The sequence below is a fragment of the Paenibacillus sp. GCM10027630 genome, from assembly GCF_042676305.1.
Taxonomy (GTDB): domain Bacteria; phylum Bacillota; class Bacilli; order Paenibacillales; family NBRC-103111; genus Paenibacillus_S.
Genome location: NZ_JBHTGY010000093.1, coordinates 38539 through 57592 on the forward strand (window position 1 = coordinate 38539; position 19054 = coordinate 57592).

At 44.0% G+C, this 19054-nt stretch carries 15 protein-coding genes; all 15 read left to right on the forward strand.

What is annotated here, in order from left to right; all coding sequences use genetic code 11:
• The first annotated feature begins 1398 nt into the window (after positions 1-1398).
• The 15 genes from ACFQ0C_RS34745 to ACFQ0C_RS34815 all read left to right on the forward strand — a co-directional run bounded on the left by ACFQ0C_RS34745 (position 1399) and on the right by ACFQ0C_RS34815 (position 19002).
• A complete protein-coding gene (locus tag ACFQ0C_RS34745; RefSeq protein ID WP_379373865.1) occupies positions 1399-1857 on the forward strand; it encodes a DUF2269 family protein in 459 nt (152 codons plus the stop codon).
• Between the two features lie 47 nt (positions 1858-1904).
• Entirely contained in the window at positions 1905-2654 is a 750-nt protein-coding gene (locus ACFQ0C_RS34750) for an SDR family NAD(P)-dependent oxidoreductase (protein ID WP_258216764.1), read from the forward strand.
• Between the two features lie 51 nt (positions 2655-2705).
• Positions 2706-4781 (forward strand): LuxR C-terminal-related transcriptional regulator, encoded by a 2076-nt coding sequence (locus tag ACFQ0C_RS34755; protein WP_379373867.1) that lies wholly within the window; start codon positions 2706-2708, stop codon positions 4779-4781.
• Positions 4782-5073: 292 nt separating this feature from the next.
• Entirely contained in the window at positions 5074-5757 is a 684-nt protein-coding gene (gene sdaAB, locus ACFQ0C_RS34760; protein ID WP_379373869.1) for an L-serine ammonia-lyase, iron-sulfur-dependent subunit beta, read from the forward strand.
• Entirely contained in the window at positions 5754-6680 is a 927-nt protein-coding gene (gene sdaAA / locus ACFQ0C_RS34765) for an L-serine ammonia-lyase, iron-sulfur-dependent, subunit alpha (RefSeq protein WP_379373871.1), read from the forward strand. The genes sdaAB and sdaAA overlap by 4 nt, the downstream gene beginning before the upstream one ends.
• A 208-nt stretch (positions 6681-6888) precedes the next feature.
• Positions 6889-8463, forward strand: a complete 1575-nt coding sequence (locus ACFQ0C_RS34770; protein ID WP_379373873.1) for a spore germination protein — start codon at positions 6889-6891, stop codon at positions 8461-8463.
• A 40-nt stretch (positions 8464-8503) separates the two neighbouring features.
• Complete coding sequence (locus ACFQ0C_RS34775; protein ID WP_379373875.1) at positions 8504-9601, forward strand: GerAB/ArcD/ProY family transporter; 1098 nt, start codon at positions 8504-8506, stop codon at positions 9599-9601.
• A 3-nt stretch (positions 9602-9604) separates the two neighbouring features.
• Positions 9605-10801, forward strand: coding sequence for a Ger(x)C family spore germination protein (locus ACFQ0C_RS34780; RefSeq protein ID WP_379373877.1), 1197 nt, complete (start codon positions 9605-9607; stop codon positions 10799-10801).
• 95 nt (positions 10802-10896) lie between these two features.
• Complete coding sequence (locus ACFQ0C_RS34785; protein ID WP_379373879.1) at positions 10897-11259, forward strand: ArsR/SmtB family transcription factor; 363 nt, start codon at positions 10897-10899, stop codon at positions 11257-11259.
• A gap of 23 nt (positions 11260-11282) precedes the next feature.
• On the forward strand, positions 11283-11717 hold the full coding sequence (locus tag ACFQ0C_RS34790) for a BlaI/MecI/CopY family transcriptional regulator (RefSeq protein ID WP_379373881.1): 435 nt from the start codon (positions 11283-11285) through the stop codon (positions 11715-11717).
• The gene (locus tag ACFQ0C_RS34795) at positions 11714-12568 is read left to right on the forward strand and encodes a M56 family metallopeptidase (RefSeq protein WP_379373883.1); all 855 of its coding nucleotides are present in this window, start codon (positions 11714-11716) and stop codon (positions 12566-12568) included. Before ACFQ0C_RS34790 ends, ACFQ0C_RS34795 begins: the two co-directional genes overlap by 4 nt.
• A gap of 262 nt (positions 12569-12830) precedes the next feature.
• Positions 12831-15473 carry a heavy metal translocating P-type ATPase gene (locus ACFQ0C_RS34800; RefSeq protein ID WP_379373885.1) on the forward strand — a complete coding sequence of 881 codons (2643 nt, stop codon included), beginning with the start codon at positions 12831-12833 and terminating at the stop codon, positions 15471-15473.
• Between the two features lie 508 nt (positions 15474-15981).
• Positions 15982-16182 (forward strand): hypothetical protein, encoded by a 201-nt coding sequence (locus ACFQ0C_RS34805; protein WP_258216756.1) that lies wholly within the window; start codon positions 15982-15984, stop codon positions 16180-16182.
• A gap of 65 nt (positions 16183-16247) precedes the next feature.
• On the forward strand, positions 16248-16766 hold the full coding sequence (locus tag ACFQ0C_RS34810) for a redoxin domain-containing protein (protein ID WP_379373887.1): 519 nt from the start codon (positions 16248-16250) through the stop codon (positions 16764-16766).
• A 340-nt stretch (positions 16767-17106) separates the two neighbouring features.
• Positions 17107-19002: a copper resistance protein CopC gene (locus ACFQ0C_RS34815; protein WP_379373889.1), complete on the forward strand. Its 1896-nt coding sequence runs from the start codon at positions 17107-17109 to the stop codon at positions 19000-19002.
• The last annotated feature ends 52 nt before the right edge of the window (positions 19003-19054 follow it).

Here is a 19054-nt window from a genome sequence, read left to right on the forward strand (position 1 = left end):
ATGGCGTTTTTTTAATTTTGGAGCGTGGGATCATCGACTTGTTTAACTGGGATATCTTTTACACCTTGATAAGTTACTGCCTTCATACATCAGCCACCTATAAATAGAAATACGCAATGTATAATGCCTATTTTTTGAACAGTCCACTCCATCAGCGAAGTACTTTCATAGACTGGTGTGTGACATGGGAGGAGGAAAATCATATGGGGTTTGATGGAATAGGTATTGGAATGACTGCCGCAGGTGTAATGCTTGTGTTATTTATACTTCTTGTTATTACTGGCGGCGGCATCTAATCATGAATTTATAACATTACTCACCTGTTTTGGATATTGTTTTCTCAACCTTGACTAAATGGTAGCATAGTGAAAAACGGGTGCGAAGGCAGCCGTTTTTTTTTGTAATAACAGACTTTATATGTTTCGGGGCTCCCCGCAAAGTATTTGAATCAACTTCGAAGCAAGACCCCACTTTGTGGGGATATTTTACACGCCGGATTGTTCTATACAGCCTAAAGTGGGGATACCCTATCTAAGTGATAAGGAAGTATAAGTTTGAACCGGAACTTGCCTTTCTTATATCACAAGAAAACCACCACTAAAACAAGAATATATTTTATCTAAAGGGCTTCGAATAGAAGCTTATCCAAGGAATGAAAAATGAACGGGCAACCTGTACCTGTCTACATTACTTAGATTGAGCAGAGTTAACATTAGAGCTTAGGTATTTAACGCACTCCATTATCAAGGGGGATTTTTATAGGTATAGCGGCGAAGCAGCGCTGGCGACGAGCCCTGGAGGATTTTGTACGGAACTAAGAGTTTCGTTATTCCATCTGTCAACTCTAATCTAAGGAAATAGCGGAAGTGGGAATTCCGTTATGCTGGCCGAATTGAGCATTTATGCATAAAAACAGAGTGATAACGGAACTAGCGGTTCCGTTATCACTCTGTTTTTTGGGCTTTCCAGCTAATAAAGGAACTATTACTTCCGCAATGACCTTCACTTTAGTGGATCGGTACTGGCGGGTTGTATAGGTGCAGTGCAGGTGATCTCTTCTCTAAATGGAGATGGGGCTAGATGTACATGGAACACTGCAAGGGAATTCATTGTTGTGAATAACGGCTCGAAGTGAGGAAGCAGCGCAAAGTAAAGGGTAGAACAAAAGAGGGCATGGCTGTGGGATGGAGGAGTGTGAGCGTCGGCCCTGGTCTCCGGTGACTGCTCAGGTATGCAACCTACCTTTGGAAGAGGAATCTAACTGTTTAAAAGATACTTAACTACTACCTTTCTACTACCTGAGGATACTATCGCTCGCAATACACGAATGATAAATTTAAGAGGTTCTAGGATGACGCGTCTGCAGAACTAATGATGGAGCTTGGGAGTGGACAGTAAATGGGATGGCTTGTTGTAATTCACGTGTTGTCGTCGATTGTCGGTATTGGGCCGACCTTTTTCGGACATGTTTTGTTCAGGAAGAAGCAGCAAAGGGAGGAGCTTAGACAATCGTTGGCACTGTTTCAGCTGCTCAACTATTTCCCTAAAATAGGCGGAACGATTGCTGTTTTGTCCGGTGTGGCACTCGTAGCCTTGTCAGGTTGGAAATTTACGGATCTATGGATTTGGATTTCTCTCGTATTATATGTGCTTATACAGGTGGTTGCGGTAGGAATGCTCGGTCCAGTAATGAATCAATTAATACAAGTATTGAATGGCGAGAATGGACGATCAACTGATCAGGACACATCAACGAACAAGGCAGCAATACTTCTCTCGAAAGCTAATCGGCTATATAATACGGCTTCGATTATGGGTATCATATTGATTCTTTTAATGATCGTAAAACCAATGTGATGTGCTGACAATGAAACAACTCATTATATAAGAGGAGGAACATAAAAATGAATTTACATGGTAAAGTAGCTTTCATCTCCGGAGGAGCGCGCGGAATCGGAGCGGCAACAGCACTTATGCTGGCCAAGCAGGGGGCCATGGTTGCGGTGAATTATATTCAACAGGAGGATTCCGCTCAGGCGATCGTGGACCGTATTCGGAATGCAGGGGGAAAAGCAGAGCTGGCCAGGGCGGATGTGCGTGATCCTGACCAGGTAAATAGCGCCATAGCGCATATTCAGACAACGCTTGGTGACATCGACATCCTGGTAAGCAATGCGAATATGTCCTTCGTGATGAAGCCGATGATCGAGATGCAATGGGAGGAATTTGCCCAGAAGCTCAATGATGAGATGAAGGCAACTTTTACGTTGACACAAGCGGTTTTGCCTGCTATGATTACCCGAAAATATGGAAGAATCATCTATATATCCAGCAGTGCGTCGGATGTCGCAACACCTTATTTTGCGGCACATGGCTCCGCCAAAGCAGCGCTTAATGCGTTCGCGAAATATGTAGCACTGGAGAACGCCCCCTATGGAGTTACGGCAAACGTAGTTTCTCCAGGACTTGTCCAGACAGATGCTTCACGTTATACACCGGAAGAGATTAAACAACAGATTGCGGCCATGACGCCGCTGCAGCGTGTAGCGATGCCAGACGACGTATCGGGTGCGATCGCTTTCCTGGCGAGTGAAGAGAGCCGGTTCATAACGGGTACTTGTACGAATGTGAACGGTGGATTGCTTATGGTGTAGGTATGCATCACAGCAGCGGTATTTAGATGGAGAAGGGTGCGGTTGGGAGGCATGGATAAGGAATCGGACAGTGCAAAAGAGGTTGGGGAACGATTCGTTAATGAAATTGATCAGATTGAACGGCATTATCTGGTAGGCAGGCAGAAGGAAATCCAATTCTTCCGCGAAGAGCTTACTGGGAAGGGGCATAGAGGAGCTATTCTCAATATCTATGGCACCGGTGGCGTAGGCAAAAGCTACCTCCTCGACGAATTCCGCCGGATTGCCATTGCTCATCATGCCCAGACGAGGTTCCTGCTGCTCGACAGCAGGGATTTTCCGCATAACCCACAGGATTTCTGCCTCCATTTGCTGCGGTTGCTTCGTTACAAGTTATCTAAAGATGAACAGACGGATAACCAGGATCGTTTGTTAGAGCTGTGCCAAAAGGTGATTCAACAGGTGACTGAGTCTGAGTCAGTTAGAGTCATTCTGGCATTGGATACTTTCGAGGAACTCGGAGAGCTCGAATACTGGTTCCGGGAAGAGTTCCTGACACAGCTCCAGTCCAACGTACTCGTTATTTTATCCGGACGTTACCCGATTCAAGGTACATGGCTGTCTTCCCCTGCATGGCGACAGCTTATTAGGCAAATGCCTATTGGGGATCTGGATTATTCCTCGGTCAAGGAGTATTTGAATCGTTCCGGCTTCAAGCGGGAAGACCAAATCCACCGGATATGGAACAAGACCAAGGGGCATCCGTTGACTCTATCCCTGCTTGTGTCCACTAATCTGTCCAATGCCGTGCAGCCAATGGAGATAGAGGAAGATAACGGCATATTCGCTCAAGTTGTGCATACCTGGTTGAAGGAGCTTCCGGACCCGCAGCTTCGGGAGTTAGTGGAAGCGGCCGCGGTACTACGGCATTTCAATCAGGAGCTTCTCTCCTGTGCCATGGATAATCCTGTCCCGACTGAGCACTTTCTTAAGCTCGTTGGGCTTTCTTTCGTCCGTCGGGTGGATCGGGGCTGGCTGCTCCATGACCTTATGCGGGATGCAATTACTCATGAGCTTCAGGTTCGCACACCGGAACAGTACGCGGGGATTCGAAAGCGCTGTGTGCTCTACTATTACGATCTGATCAAGCAATCGGTCCACAAGAAATCTGTCGCTTGGGAGACTGCCGAGTGGTTCTATTATATTGGTGATCCGGCTATCCTTGCCTTCTTTTATCAAAATTCGGGTACCCATAAGCTGGAACCGCTTAATAGCGCTAATTGGTCCGAGGCGGAGCGTTACATGGAGAACAGGCGATTATTGGCTAAAGAAGCGAGGATTACTTATACGAATCCAGAAACATTGGAACGTTATGATTACGTGATTTCTGAGCAAGAAAATCTGTATACCTTGAAGCATATCCATCTTCAGGAGCTGTATGAGCTGGATGTGAGCACCGTCAAACTGATCCGGGATGGGCTAGGAAATATGTCAGGCCTTTCAGTAATCATCCCAATTAATGTACACACATTGGACTATTTATGTACAAAGCCGCTATCCTCGGCATATTTTGCAGGATTGCCGGAGCAGAGGCTGAAGGAATTGAAGGTGCCGCGGGAGTCAAAGGCGGGGTATTTCGTGAAGACGATCGATATTCCCGATTTCGCCAACCATTCGATGCGCGCAGCTGCCGGCTTAACATTCATCACGCATATCATTTCTGCCGAATTCCTCATCGCGGCTCCTCCGCCTAATCCGTTCTTCGGAGAAATTCATCAAGGCCTTGGATGCCAAGTTGCCAAGCATGCGGTGCATTACGACTATGACGGCATAACACCGACACCTTATTATGTTATTGATACAAGAGGAAATAAGCTGCAAAATTATTTGAACAAAATGCTTGCGAGCTTTGGCATGCTCGACGAACGCAGAGATGTGCAGAAGGAGTATGCCGCCCTGACATCGCGAGAGAAGGAAATCGTGGAGCTTATCATTGAAGGGCACACCAATACTGAAATCGCTAGTAAGTTGTATCTCAGCGAGATGACGGTGAAGAAGCATTTGACGAATATTTTCAGGAAGCTGGATATTAAGAACAGAAACCAGTTGGCTTTTCTGATGAGGGAGCGTCATATAAGTAGGAAGTAACCATTTTATAACTCTATACGGAAAATAATGCAAGGCTGAAAATCCTATCAATCTGGGATTTTTTTTTGTCTAAAAACATGGATTTATGGGCCAATAGAAACATCCGAATGAAAGTTCATTTTTAGTAGAAAAGAACGCTCGCGACGCTTAGGCTGGGGTTTGCAGCTAATAAATAATTTTTTTTGAGAATGTTGTTAAATATAAGGAGGGATTATAATGCGATTCAACTGAACGATGATGAGTTTCTTCACAGCCATTTAACGGCCTGATTGGCCTAATCGGAGGATGTTTCATGCGGTTTAAGGATGTGTTTTCTATCATCGGCCCGGATATGGTCGGCCCCTCCAGCTCGCATACGGCGGGTGCTGTGAGAATTGGCAGAGTTGCAAGGCAGCTATTCGAGGTTCAGCCGGAAAAGGTAAATATATATCTGTACCGTTCCTTCGCGGATACCTATCAGGGACATGGGACGGATGTGGCACTTGCCGCAGGTTTATTGAACTGGGATACGGCTCACGAGCACATCCCGGAAGCTCTTGTTATTGCCGAGCAGCGGGGAATGCAGCTAAACTTTATTGCGAAATCCGGAGGCGCACTTCATCCGAATACGGCAATCTTACAGATGATGAAGCTTAATCATTCCATGCGTGTTACGGGTACCTCGATTGGGGGAGGAAATATTGAAATTGTCGGGGTGGACGATTTCGATGTTCGTTTCTCCGCCAGTTTTCCTACGATGGTAATTACACACGCAGACCGGATAGGTATGTTGGCGGAGGTAACCCATTTATTCAGCCAAAACCACCTGAACATTGGGGCGATGGATGTGGATAGAAAGAGCCGGAACGGACAGGCTTTCACAGTCATCGAAGCGGACGGAGCCATATCACAGGAGCTGATTCAAGCCGTTCGAAATCTTGAAGGTGTCGTCTGCGTTCGAATGATCGATTTAACAACAGGAGGTGAGGAAGCTTGAGATTCCGTGAGCTCCATGAATTGATCGCCATATGCACTCAAGAAGAAAAGACGATACATCAATTGATGCTGGAAGAACAGTCCTTGGAATCAGGTCGAACACCGAACCAAGAGAATGCCCAAATGAAGTCTTATTATCTTGTTATGAAAGAGGCCGTTCACCGGGGATTAAATAAAGATACGTTATCTCGCAGCGGGCTTACAGGAAATGATGCCAAGAAAGTGGCGGCAGCGGTTTCCGCAGGAGAAGGTATGCTCGGACCTATAGGAGACAAAGCGCTAGCCTATGCGCTGGCGGTTTCTGAAGTGAATGCCAGTATGGGGCGGGTTATAGCTACGCCTACGGCCGGTTCCTGCGGAGTCATTCCCGGTGTATTCCTCAGCACACAAGAATATTACGGATGGAGCGACGAGCGGATGACGGAAGGGTTGTTCACCGCAGGCGCGCTTGGCTTCATCATTGCTAACCGCTCCTTCGTGTCTGGAGCTGAGGGAGGATGCCAAGCCGAGATCGGCTCAGCCGTAGCGATGGCTGCGGGCGCTTTGGTTGAACTGCGAGGTGGGTCGCCTGTACAAGCGGTGCATGCGGTAGGGCTCTCCTTGAAAAACTCGCTCGGTCTTGTTTGCGATCCGGTCGCCGGATTGGTCGAAGTACCATGCATCGTGCGCAACGGCTTTGGTGCCGTCTCGGCTATTACCGCTGCCGAGATGGCGCTTTCCGGGATTCGCAGCGTCATTCCAGCGGATGAAGTGATTGGGGCCATGCTGGAAATCGGGGGGAGCATGCCGGAGAAATACCGTGAAACCGCGAAGGGCGGGCTCGCCGCTACGCCGACCGGTCAACAGATCATGCAAAGCCTGCTCGATCATCGGGCATTAGGGGCAGATACACTGAAGGCTCCGGCAAATCTGCCGAAACAGTGAAGGACAGTGTAACACAGCATAAGAATACAAGGTTTCAACAACTAAACCGATTGCTTCAGCAATGGGTTATTTTTTTGTTTCATGCATTGCGAGCTTCAAGAACGTGAATGATATCTCATTATTTTACAAATAGTAACTGTAGAAATTTTATAACTATTTATAACAAAAATAATAAGGGGAGGATCTTATAAATTACCGGAAACTTATGATGCTGCGAAATAAGGGAACGTGGAATGATGATCAAATCCCCAATCCTAATCAGTCCAAATCTGAGGATACACTAATCCATAATGATATTACCTTTAACGAACAAGCTTTAAGAGAAATTTTCCATCTATGCTCAGATATCATATTTCGTCCGATTCAAATTCATGGGCAAACAAAAGTTATGTTGATCTATTTGGATGGGTTTATTGATAACGCTATTATGGATGAGGTAATTCTTAAGCCGTTGATGTTTCATGGGATGCCTCAAGGACTGGAGCAAATCGGAAACCTCGAAGGATTAATCAGAGGGGAAGCTATTGCGGTCAGTCAAACAAAACTTGTACATCAAATTTGCGAAATGGTACAAGCCATTCTCAAAGGCCAGGTTGCTATTCTTGTTGACGGACATGGCAGCGCATTGCTTGCAGAGCTGAAGGGATTTGAGAAAAGGGGGGTTGAAGAACCAACCTCGGAAGTGTCTATTCGCGGTCCACGGGACGGATTTACTGAAACCTTGCGGATCAATACGAGTTTAGTGAGGAGACGAATCCGAAGCGCCCGATTAAAATTAGAACCTTTAGTTATTGGAGAAATGTCCCAGACTGACGTTGTAATCCTCTATATTGAGGGAATTGCTCAAAGCACGATAGTGGAGGAAGTACGCAGAAGATTAAGCAGCATTCAAATTGATGCCGAAATTGGAGCAGGCTTTCTGGAAGAATTCATTGAAGATCTTCCATTCTCGCCTTTTCCGCAAATACAGAACACAGAGCGTCCGGATGTTGTTGTTTCCAGTTTATTGGAGGGCAAGGTGGCCATAATGGAAGATGGCAGCCCTTATGTTCTTATAGTTCCCATGACATTCTGGTCAGCTATGCAATCAGCTGAAGACTACTATGAAAGATTCCTGTACGCCACAGCGGTCCGGTGGATTCGGTATACTCTTCTTATCATGTCTCTATTACTTCCAGCTGCCTATGTTGCTATTGTTTCCTATCATCCCCAGTTGATGCCGACAAACCTCTTGCTAAGCATCGCGGCTGCTCGTGAACCAAGCCCCTTTCCTGCGGTAGTTGAGGCGCTGCTGATGGAATTTACATTTGAAGCCTTGCGGGAGGCTGGAATACGATTGCCCAGAGCTGCGGGCTCGGCGGTCAGTATAGTGGGGGCGCTTGTAGTAGGACAGGCTGCCGTACAGGCGGGAATTGTATCCGCCCCGATGGTTATCGTCATAGCGACTACAGGGATTGCTTCATTTGCCATTCCCAGGTACAACTTTGGCACTGCATTTCGACTCTTGCGTTTTCCGATGCTTTTATTGGGAGGGATGCTTGGATTCTTTGGAATAGGAATTGGAAGTCTTGCCATTCTTATTCATCTTGTTAACCTTCAATCATTCGGTGTCCCTTATCTTACACCAGTGGCTCCACAGTTTTTAAACGGATTGAAGGATACTTTGATACGTGCTCCCAGGTGGGCTATGCAATTTCGTTCAGTGTCGATTACAGGCAAAGAAAGCGAACGAATTTCCCAAGGTCGGAAGCCGGGACCTCAGCAAGGCGACAACCAGCCGTAATGATCTTCAGAAGGGGGCGGTGAGAAGGATGAGGAGTGGCATGCAGCTTTCAGGAGGTCAAATCTTTTGGTTGATGACAACCACAGAAATTGGAATGTGTATTCTTCTGTCCATATCACCGTCAATTAAAGAAGCAGGCCAGGATGCATGGATATCTATAATCATTGCAGGAATGGCGGCGATGCTAATCACGGGGATGTCGATTAAGATAAGCTTACATTTTCCGAATCTCACATTCGTTGAATACAGTCAAGTTATATTAGGGAAATGGATTGGAAAGGGTATTCTTCTCATCTACTTTGTCAAATGGTATTCCATATTGGGTGCAATTCTTCGCCAATCCACCGATTTTTTGCATCTTGTATTATTTAACAAAACACCATTATGGTTAGTTATTTTACTGTTTGTTCTGATCCTGATATATGCTATCTATCATAAAGGCGTAGAAAGCTTGGCGCGATGCAGTGAAGTTATAGGTCCGTTGATAGTACTTACAATCATCCTGGTTTTTATTCTAAATTGGAAAAGTATGGACTGGCAACGGCTGCAGCCGGTGATTGCTGACGCAGGATGGTCTGGAATTATTAAAGGCTCGCTGCCCTCCATGGTTTTTTTCTCTGAGGCCACTACGATCATTATGCTGGTGCCTTTCATGATTAAATCGTCTGATGCCTTGAAACGGACTTTACAGGCGATAGCGTTAGTCACCGGGCTGCTTTGTATTTCAACCATAGCGATCATTCTGACATTTGGCAACCTTGCAGCAGGGATGAGGTATCCTTACTTCACAATGACAGGTTTTATTTCCATATTGGAATTTATACAGAACATAGATGCAGTGGTCGTCATTATCTGGTTTTTCAGTGTGTTTGTAAAGTTGGCGCTTTATCTGTTTATGGCAAGCTACGGAACCGCACAGTGGCTTGGAATTAAAAACTGGAGGAAAATGATTTGGTTCGTTAGTCTCATAGGCTTTGTTATTGCTGTTGCTTTCCGAAATGTAGATCAAGCGTCAATCGACTATGCTTCCAAGTATAGACTACTAATTGACTTTCCCTTATCCACAATATTAATTCCGCTTCTGTTATGGGTAGTATTTCTTATCCGTAAAAGAAGTCTAAATAAGGGAGCTAATTAATGGATGAAAAGAACAAGCTTAAGCCTAAGTGTAGTGTTGTTATTGCTTCTTACCACGGGGTGTTGGGATCGTAAGGAACTCAATGACAGGGCGCCCTTGTTAGGTTGGGGAATGGATCTTGTAAAGGATGGTACATACCGGGCGACTGCACAGCTGGCTATCTCCTCTAAGTTAGGGGGCGGACAGGGTCCTACTGGACAGGAGTATCCCTATTTCATTGAAACTGGATTTGGGAAAAATATAAGAAACGCGGCTGACGACATTCAGACAAAAATTTCACGGACCTTATTTGCAGGTCATCGTCGGGCTATCATTATCGGAGAATCTTTGGCACGCCATGGACTAAAAGAAATCGTGGATGAGTATAGTCGTAATGTCATAGTCCGACTGCGTTCGGATATGTTTATAGTCAAAGGCGGGACGGCTACTGAGCTGCTTCGTCTCACTTATCCATATGAACGAATTCCTATTTTTGGAGCTGTAAAGATACACGAAGCTGGTGGCATAAAACCCGAATTCACTCTGCGGGACTTTTTAATAGCTGCATCCAGTGAAGGCAGCAGTCCGGTACTGCCCGTGCTTGAGATCTTACCGGAACCTCCTGCACCTAAAGGTCCGAAGGGGGAGCAGGCACGCGAGCCCAGAATTAAACATACCGGGACTGGCGTTTTTAATAGCAATCTGAAGTTGGTCGGTTTTCTGGATGCTAAGGATTCTTCCATGCGAGAGTGGGTCTGTGGTATCAGGAATTCCGTATCAATTGCCGAGAGCTTACCGGAAATAGGTAATATATCCCTTGATGTATATCAATTAAGAAGCAAAATTACACCTGTAATACAGGATAATAAAGTATTAAAAGTAAACATCATTATGACTGGAAATGGCAGCCTTGTCGAAAGTAACACGAATCTGGATCTCTCTGAATCCAACAATCTTATAAGGATGCAGGATGAATTGAGTAAACAACTGGAAGAATCGACTATGAAAATGATAAAAAAAGCACAGCACACTCATGGAAGAGATGTTTTCGGAATCGATAATGTTATTCACAGAAAACATCCGTATCTTTGGAAAACGTTAAAGATCCGTTGGGACAAAGAGTTTGCAAATGTGGATGTCTCGGTCAAGGTGAATTTGGTTATTCGTGATACGGGTCAATTGGGAAAACCGCTGCAGTTGAAAAAGAATGAGATCCAATAAGCCGTTTCCTTCTGCGCTCCTCTATCCTTTCTGGTATAATGTATAACGTAACAGCGGCCTGGACATAGCGGCAATCAATGAGGGTGGTGCTTATTTTGGAAACGGTGCTTCAAGAACGATGTGATGAAACATGTGAAGGGACTTTCAATGTTGTCACTTTAAAGCAAAATTTAATAACCGAACATACAGCGGCGGGCTTGGCTGAGGTGTTTAAAGCGCTCGGAGACCCCACACGTGTAAAAATCATATATACTTTAGTACAAAATGAACTTTGTGTGCATGACCTGACCGTAGTTTTGGATATGAGTCAATCTGCCATCTCTCACCAACTGCGGTATTTGCGAAACCTGCGAATCGTTAAACGCCGTAAAGTAGGGAAGACGGTGTTTTACTCCCTAGATGATGAACATATCGAACAAATATTTGTCCAAATGCTGCAGCATATAAAGCACGGGTAAATAGCTTTGAGAAAGTGTGTGTGATGATGAAAATTAAAAATTATCATTTTCAAGAGGAAGGCTTGCAGCGCTTCCTTGGTTCACTTGAGGTACAGATTATGGAAATAATGTGGGCATCAGGTCAATTGAGCATAAAGCAGGTACATCAAATCATTGATGCAGGTACCCCCTATTCCTTCAATACCATTATGACGGTTATGAACCGTTTGTTTGAAAAAGGACTTCTGGAGAAACAAACATCCGGTAAGGGAAGAACGAAATTGACGCTTTTTAAAGCAGCCTGTACAAAGGAACAATTTTTAGCTGAACAGGCCAAAAACGTTACTCAAGGATTAATCAAAGAGTTTGGCGATATGATGGTTACTCATATTATTGACGTAATGGAGGAAGCGGACCCAACCCTAATCCAGAAGCTGCAGCAAAAACTTGATGAAGTTAATCGAAGGAAGAAGCTATGATACGATTCGAAAGACCTCAAATATCGATGCTCCTGATCATTCTAATATCTGGCCTGGTCTTATTGCAGATGGGCCTCTCCTTATCTCATCAGCTTGGTGATGTTCCCTTTGGCCACAATACACTGGGGTATTTAGCTAACCTTATATCTGATATGTGGGTCAACCATTCCTTGTCCGAAATGTTATTCTCCTTATTGATTTGTTTCACTGTATATCGAATGCTCCATTATATCGTTAAACAATCGTATTTGGCGATTAAGTGGAATTTTTTTATTAAAGGACAGGTACAAGGAAAACTTACAAAGAGATGGAATAATAAATTTAGAACATGGGATGAAACTATCTTAGTTCTTCGGGAAAGCTCGCCTCTAGCCTTTGCAGTTGGCTTTATGCGACCGAAAATCGTTATCTCTACAGGATTGCTAGATTTATTGTCTCCGGAAGAAGTTAAGGCTGTGCTGCTTCACGAAAGATACCATTGTCAATGTCACCATCCGCTTAAAAAATGGATTACCGGATTGTTCATCAAGAGCATGGAATATGTACCTGTTATCAAAAGCTTGGGAGCGCACTTTGAAATTTGGATCGAGCTGCAAGCAGACCGTTATGTTATGAAAAAAACGAACACTCCTTTAATTTTAGGATCAGCCTTGATGAAATTAATAAAAGTTCATAATAAGTTTAAAATGGTTAGGGTTAGTTTTGCTGAACATGCCATCAATTACCGGCTGCAGCAAATCATTGATCCCGATAAGCCCATTGCTGCAACCTTGTTTACCGGGAGATGTGTTTTTATTAGCAGTGCGGTAATGCTTGTGATGTCGATGATTGTTATGTTTCAGTGCGTGTAAAGCAGGGGAGAGATCCTCTGCTTTTTTTGTTTTTTAAAACGATAGTGTAAGCGGCGATTTATGTGAATACTTAAAGAATCTGCCAAAGCTCTCACAATAAAAATAGGGCAAAAGCCAATAGTAAAGTGGGCGGGTCTATTGGGGAAGCACACTTTAACGAATTAGGCTATACATGATTGACACATGGATAAGAAAGGCATATTATATAAACAAACAATACATGAGCAATTAATCATATGTAATTTAAAGGAGCCTGATTCTTATGTCTGGAAAGTCATCATGCTGCAGTCAGGATGCAAAACATAGTCATATCCATGAGGAAAAGGACCGGGATCATGAATCGTGCTCATGTGCTCAACATGAGCACCATAATCATGGACATGATCACAGCCATGACCCTAACAACCATAAGCACAGTGATGATCATCATCATGGTCAGGACAGTAACCATGGGGATCAACATGATCACAAGAGCCACAATGACAGTCACAGCCATACTCACGATCATGATCACAAGCATGGGGATTCATGCGGCGGAAATCATAGTGCTAGTACAGTAAACCAGACGGTTACCCTTGAAGGTATGCATTGCGGTGATTGTGCTCTGAAGCTGGAAAAATCGATCTCCCGTATAGAAGGAGTAGCACAAGTTCAAGTAAATTTCGCTACGGCAAAGATGAGCCTTGGTTATAACCAATCCCAATTAGACTTCGATACCATTAAAAAGCATATTCGTAAACTCGGATACAGTGTCCAAGAACAGGCCGCCGCAAAGCAATCCAGCGTTTTTCGGATTGAAGGCATGGACTGTGCAGACTGTGCACAAAAGTTAGAGAAACGTGTGGGAGCTCTTGCATCTGTAAATCAAGTCATGGTGAATTATGGCGCGGCCAAGATGACGGTTGAGCATGATGGCAGTGCTGAGCAGGCTGTAATTCAGACTGTAAAGCAAGCCGGATATACGGCCTTGCCGGATACAGGCGGCAAGCCTCTAGTGGCCGATGAACGCAGTTTCTGGAGACGTAATAATAAAGTGATTCCTACTGCATTATCAGGCTTGATATTTACAATAACATGGGCTCTTGAGCTCGTTCATGCAATCCCTGATTCCATATCAACGATCTTTTATGCATTGGCTATGCTAATAGGCGGTTATCGCATTGCGCGAACAGGCATTTATGGTCTAAAATCCAGAACCATCGGCATGGATCTTCTTATGACGGTTGCGGCACTTGGTGCAGGACTCATAGGACAATGGGAAGAAGGCGCTGCTGTTGTATTCCTTTTCTCCTTAGGAGAAACATTGGAAGCTTACACCATGGATCGTACTAGAAAGTCAATACACGGTCTTATGGATTTATCACCGAGGGAAGCGCTCGTCCGAAGAAACGGTGAAGAAATGATGATTGCGATCGAGGCTATTCAAATTGGCGACACGGTCATCGTTAAGCCGGGTGAAAGAATAGCTATGGATGGCGTGATTAGCAAAGGAGCTTCAACTATTAATCAAGCTCCAATCACCGGTGAATCGATTCCAGTCGAGAAGGCAGAAGGGGATGAAGTGTTCGCAGGTACGGTCAATCAGCAGGGGGCTTTGGAAGTGAAAGCCACTAAGCTGTCTAAGGACAATACCTTGTCACGTATCATCAATCTTGTGGAAGAAGCACAGGCTCAAAAAGCTCCATCCCAGCGGTTTGTGGATGTTTTTGCCAAATATTATACGCCTGCCGTGCTTGTAATTGCGTTGCTAATTGCCATTATCCCACCTTTGTTTATGGGTGAATCCTTTCAGGTATGGTTTTATAGAGCTCTAATGATGTTGGTCGTCTCGTGTCCATGTGCTTTAGTTATATCGACACCGGTGTCCATTGTTTCTGCCATTGGCAATGCAGCCAAAAATGGAGTTTTAATTAAAGGCGGAGCTCATCTTGAACGGTTAGGGGCTGTATCTGTTGTTGCATTTGATAAAACAGGTACGCTTACAGCTGGAATTCCGCAAGTAACAGAGATCATTCCGCTGGATTCCCGAACAGAAGATGAGGTATTATCTATAGCGGCCGCAGTGGAGTCAGCATCTGAACATCCGGTAGCAAATGCCATAGTAAGAAAAGCAAAGCAGGCCAACCTTCCCATCAAATCCAGCTCCTCGTTTACTTCGGTGACAGGTAGAGGTGCTCAGGCTAGCATCGAGGGAACCTTATTCTACATCGGGAGCCCCCGTTGGTTTATTCATGAATTGAAACTATCTTTGGAAAATATTAAGGATACCATTCAAAGGCTCGAAAAGCAGGGGCAAACCGTTATGCTAATGGGCAGCGGGCAGGATGTATGGGCAATATTTGCTGTCGCAGACGAGATTAGAGCCAATAGCAAGTCCACTCTTGAGCAGCTCAAGGCAATTGGCATTGAACGGACCGTCATGTTAACGGGGGATAATCAAGGTACGGCTCAAGCCGTTGCAGCGAAGCTCGGAAACATTGACTACCGAAGCGAGCTGCTGCCTGAAGATAAAGTGAGCTCCATTAAAGAGCTCATGGGCAAACACGGTTATGTTGCCATGATCGGGGATGGAATTAACGATGCACCTGCATTGGCAACAGCTACCGTAGGGATTGCAATGGGAGCTGCCGGAACTGATACGGCATTGGAAACAGCAGATGTTGCATTGATGGCCGATGATCTTTCCAAGCTGCCATTCGCTATCGGATTAAGTCGGAGGGCATTACGGATTATTAAACAAAATATCGCTTTTTCGTTGCTTGTCAAAGTCGTATTCCTCATCATGATCTTCCTGGGCACATCTACTCTCTGGATGGCTGTTCTGGCTGATACAGGAAGCTCGCTAATCGTCATTGCGAATGGGATGAGGCTTCTGCGTACAAAAGCAGGTTCAATTAGTGCTTAACACAGATAGGGGCACATAGTTAACGATAGCTTCTGCCGCTAAGGGCAGGAGCTATTATAATTTCGATTAAAACGGAGGAATCGGGTATGCATTCTCACTTCAGTATGAATTTGGATTTTAAGGTTGTAAGGAAAAGCGGGTTCTTGCTATTTCTGGTCTTGGCTTTGATTTTTATCTTTGATTTGTTGGTAGTTTTTAATTTTAATACAAGGCTTTGTTTTTATGTTGCCCCGTTTTTATTACATTTGGTACTATCCATCTTTGTCAAAAAGAAAGAATCCTGGTTAACCGGGGCTATTTTTGCAACGCTTTGTTCCATGCTCTGTTTCATTATTATTTTCTTTTTGTTCTTAAACAAGTCTGCTTCATGATTTTGTCATTATTAAACTACATATCATAGTGTTTTATATCTTTTTTTATGTTATTTTATAAATTGTATAGCCAAGAGTATAAAAAGCGTAGAACTGGAGTACGGGTATGCAAGCTTAATCACGTAGGAGGCCTGAGTTTGGCGACGATAATTTTATTGCTGTGTTTAGTCATTATCGGCTCATTTTTTAGTGCAGCACTTGTATTATTCTTTCAAAGAAAAAAACGGCAAGGCTCCCTCCAGCTTTGTCTGGGGTTCATCACGATCATTCTGTTTTATTATGCCATTTATAATGATTGGATATCTATTCCTGAGCATTTGGCCGATTATGGAAGATGATGAAAAGATGGCTACTGTTATAAAAGATAGGGATAGAAGTGTTGAACACATGCTAAGGAGAACCTATGAGAAAGAATAAAAAATGGCTTCAAGCAACCATTTTTACGTTTGTTCTGCTGGTCGGAATCTATATAGTTGTCATTAATACACTGGAAGGTAAAGATTCGGTAACTATAGGAACAAAGGCACCGGACTTCACGGTAACCGGATTGGACGGCCAAATGCATGACTTATCCCAATACAAAGGAAAACCTCTAATCATCAACTTTTGGGGCACCTTCTGCCCTCCTTGTGTGAGGGAAATGCCGGCGTTGCAAAGTCAGTATGATAAATGGAAAGATCAGAATGTTCAGATCGTTGGGATGAACTTAAATGAAAGTCCGGTAACCGTAAAAGCATATTTGCAACAGTATAACATCACGCTGCCGATTCTTTTAGATAACGATGTTATTAGGAAGAAATACAAAGTTTTCTCTTATCCGACCACCTTCTATATTGACGCGAATGGAATTATTCAGGATATATTCGTGGGTGAGATGAGTGAGAATGATGTCTCGACACGAATAAATAGACTGCTGCGGTAATTAGAATTCCGCTTCCAGCTTTACTGTTTATTCATGTCTGCCTGATGTTAAGGAGGAATTACAATTGGGTACGTGGTTTTTATTCAATACCGTGTTTGTTGTGTTTTTTATCCTTTATTTGATGACCGCAAGCAATGCAAAAAGGATGCTAATGTACAGTGTTGCTGCTGATCATATTAAGGCAAAAAGGCTAAAACTATTCTCGAAAGTATATTTGTTTATATGGATTACTTCACTTATTGCTATGATTTTGAGCCTTTTCTAACTAGCAGCTCTTAACGAATCTGGAACAAGTGTGAATGAAATTATTGCAGTCTAGCTCCACTAGAGAGAGGATCATATGAGAAACAAAGCATGGATTATCTTACTCACCTTATTGGCAGCAGTGCTATCCCTTCAGATATTGCCGAACGCCCCAGTATCAGCCCACTCTGACATGGAGAAAGTGTACCCAAAAGCAGCCGAAACGCTGGATCAATCCCCTTCCACCATTGAAGTGTGGTTCGGAGATTTAGTTGAAGTGTACAAGGGCTCCATTATTGTTACGAGCGATAAAAATGTTCAAATACCTGTAGCTGCTCCCAGATTGGACCCTAAAGACAATCGTCATATTATAGCGGATATAGAAAAAGAACTGCCTTCCGGAACTTATACAGTCACAGTAAACGTTATTAGTATTGACAGTCATCCTATTAAGGGGGCGTTTCAATTTGTAGTTAAAAGAACTCAACCTACGGAGGAAGAAATTTTCCAAAACCTGAAATTGGTTCGGACGGCACCCATGGACGGAGAGATAGTTCCATCATCCCCCGATCAATTGGAGTTATGGTTTACTGAATCGGTTTCTATTTCAGCTTTTGGTATATTTAACGATCGAGGGGAAAGTGTACCTACTAAAAATCCTGTTCAGGACCCGGCTAATCCCAAACATTATATCGCGCAACTCAATAAGCCGCTTGAACCGGGAACTTATTCCGCACATTGGTATGCCGGCGTTGGAGGGAATAAAGAGAAGAACGGGGTCTATTATTTTGCCATTCAGCAGTATTCGTCTATTAAAGGTACGAATGTGATACCGTCTCAATCTATTATGGCCGATTTCGGGCTTTTGCAGGTTGGTCATTGGTTATCCTTTTTCGGTATTCTTTTACTTGCCGGCGGTTCCTTTTTTATATTATGTATAGCAAAAAAGCTGGGAAATCAGGAACGGTGGCATCGGTTTACGTTTTTTTTATACGGTATAAGTGCTATCGGCGTCTCTTTACAGGTTGCTTCACATAGATGGGAGTATCCTAATGTGCCGTTCAATGAATTCATATGGCTTTCCTTCGTTTGGGTTCCTGTTTTACAGCTGCTGGCAGTCACGATGGGGTTCTGGTTTCTCCGAGGCTATTTGCAATTAGGTATGTTCGGTTTGGCTATTATGCTTTGGGGATTTTCGGGACATTCTACCTCTCTGGTTTATGGAGGGAATGTCGAGATTGGAATGGATATCTTACATTTGCTAGCGGTGACTATATGGTTGGCCGGCTTAATCGCTCTTCCTATATTGATGCCTAAAGAAGAGTCCACAGCCACGGAATGGCTCAGAACGGTCGGGAGCTTGTATTCAAAATGGGCGCTTGCGTCTATTGGGATCATTACCTTGAGTGGTATATGGATGAGCGTGAGCTATGTGCCTTCTTTTACATGGGAAAGCTTATGGGCAAGCAATTGGGGAAAAATGCTTTTAATGAAAATCGTTTTATTAATTGAAATCGTAATTATCGGGTATCTGCAAAGAAAATTGTTATCCAGAATCGCTGTTACGAGCATCCAGTTCCTGAGAAACATTCGAATTGAATTTTTTATCGGATGTATGATATTGATTGCCGCAGCCATCTTGATCGATTCATCGCCGCGTGAAGCTGCACAAGGTGTATTTCCTGACAAGAATACGGTAAACGGGGTCACAGCAAAAGTAAATGTCACTCCTCTTAAGTCAGGTGCAAATGACATTGTGATTCAATTTGATAACGAAACTGAGCTGCAAAGTGTGAAAGCTACACTGAGCATGCCTCCCAATGAACGCAAGGAGAACTATGCTTTCTCCATGGGCAAGGGACAATATAAACTTACGGGCAACCTGCTTCATTCAGCCGGGACCACTTATTTGGATATAGAAGCAGTAAAAGTTAATGGGGAACGTATAATTATTCCTTTCAACATAAAAGTTCCGGGTGTAATGAGTGAATAATTGCTTGAATTCAAATATAGTGGCAGCCCCATATAGGATTGGAGAGATGTTC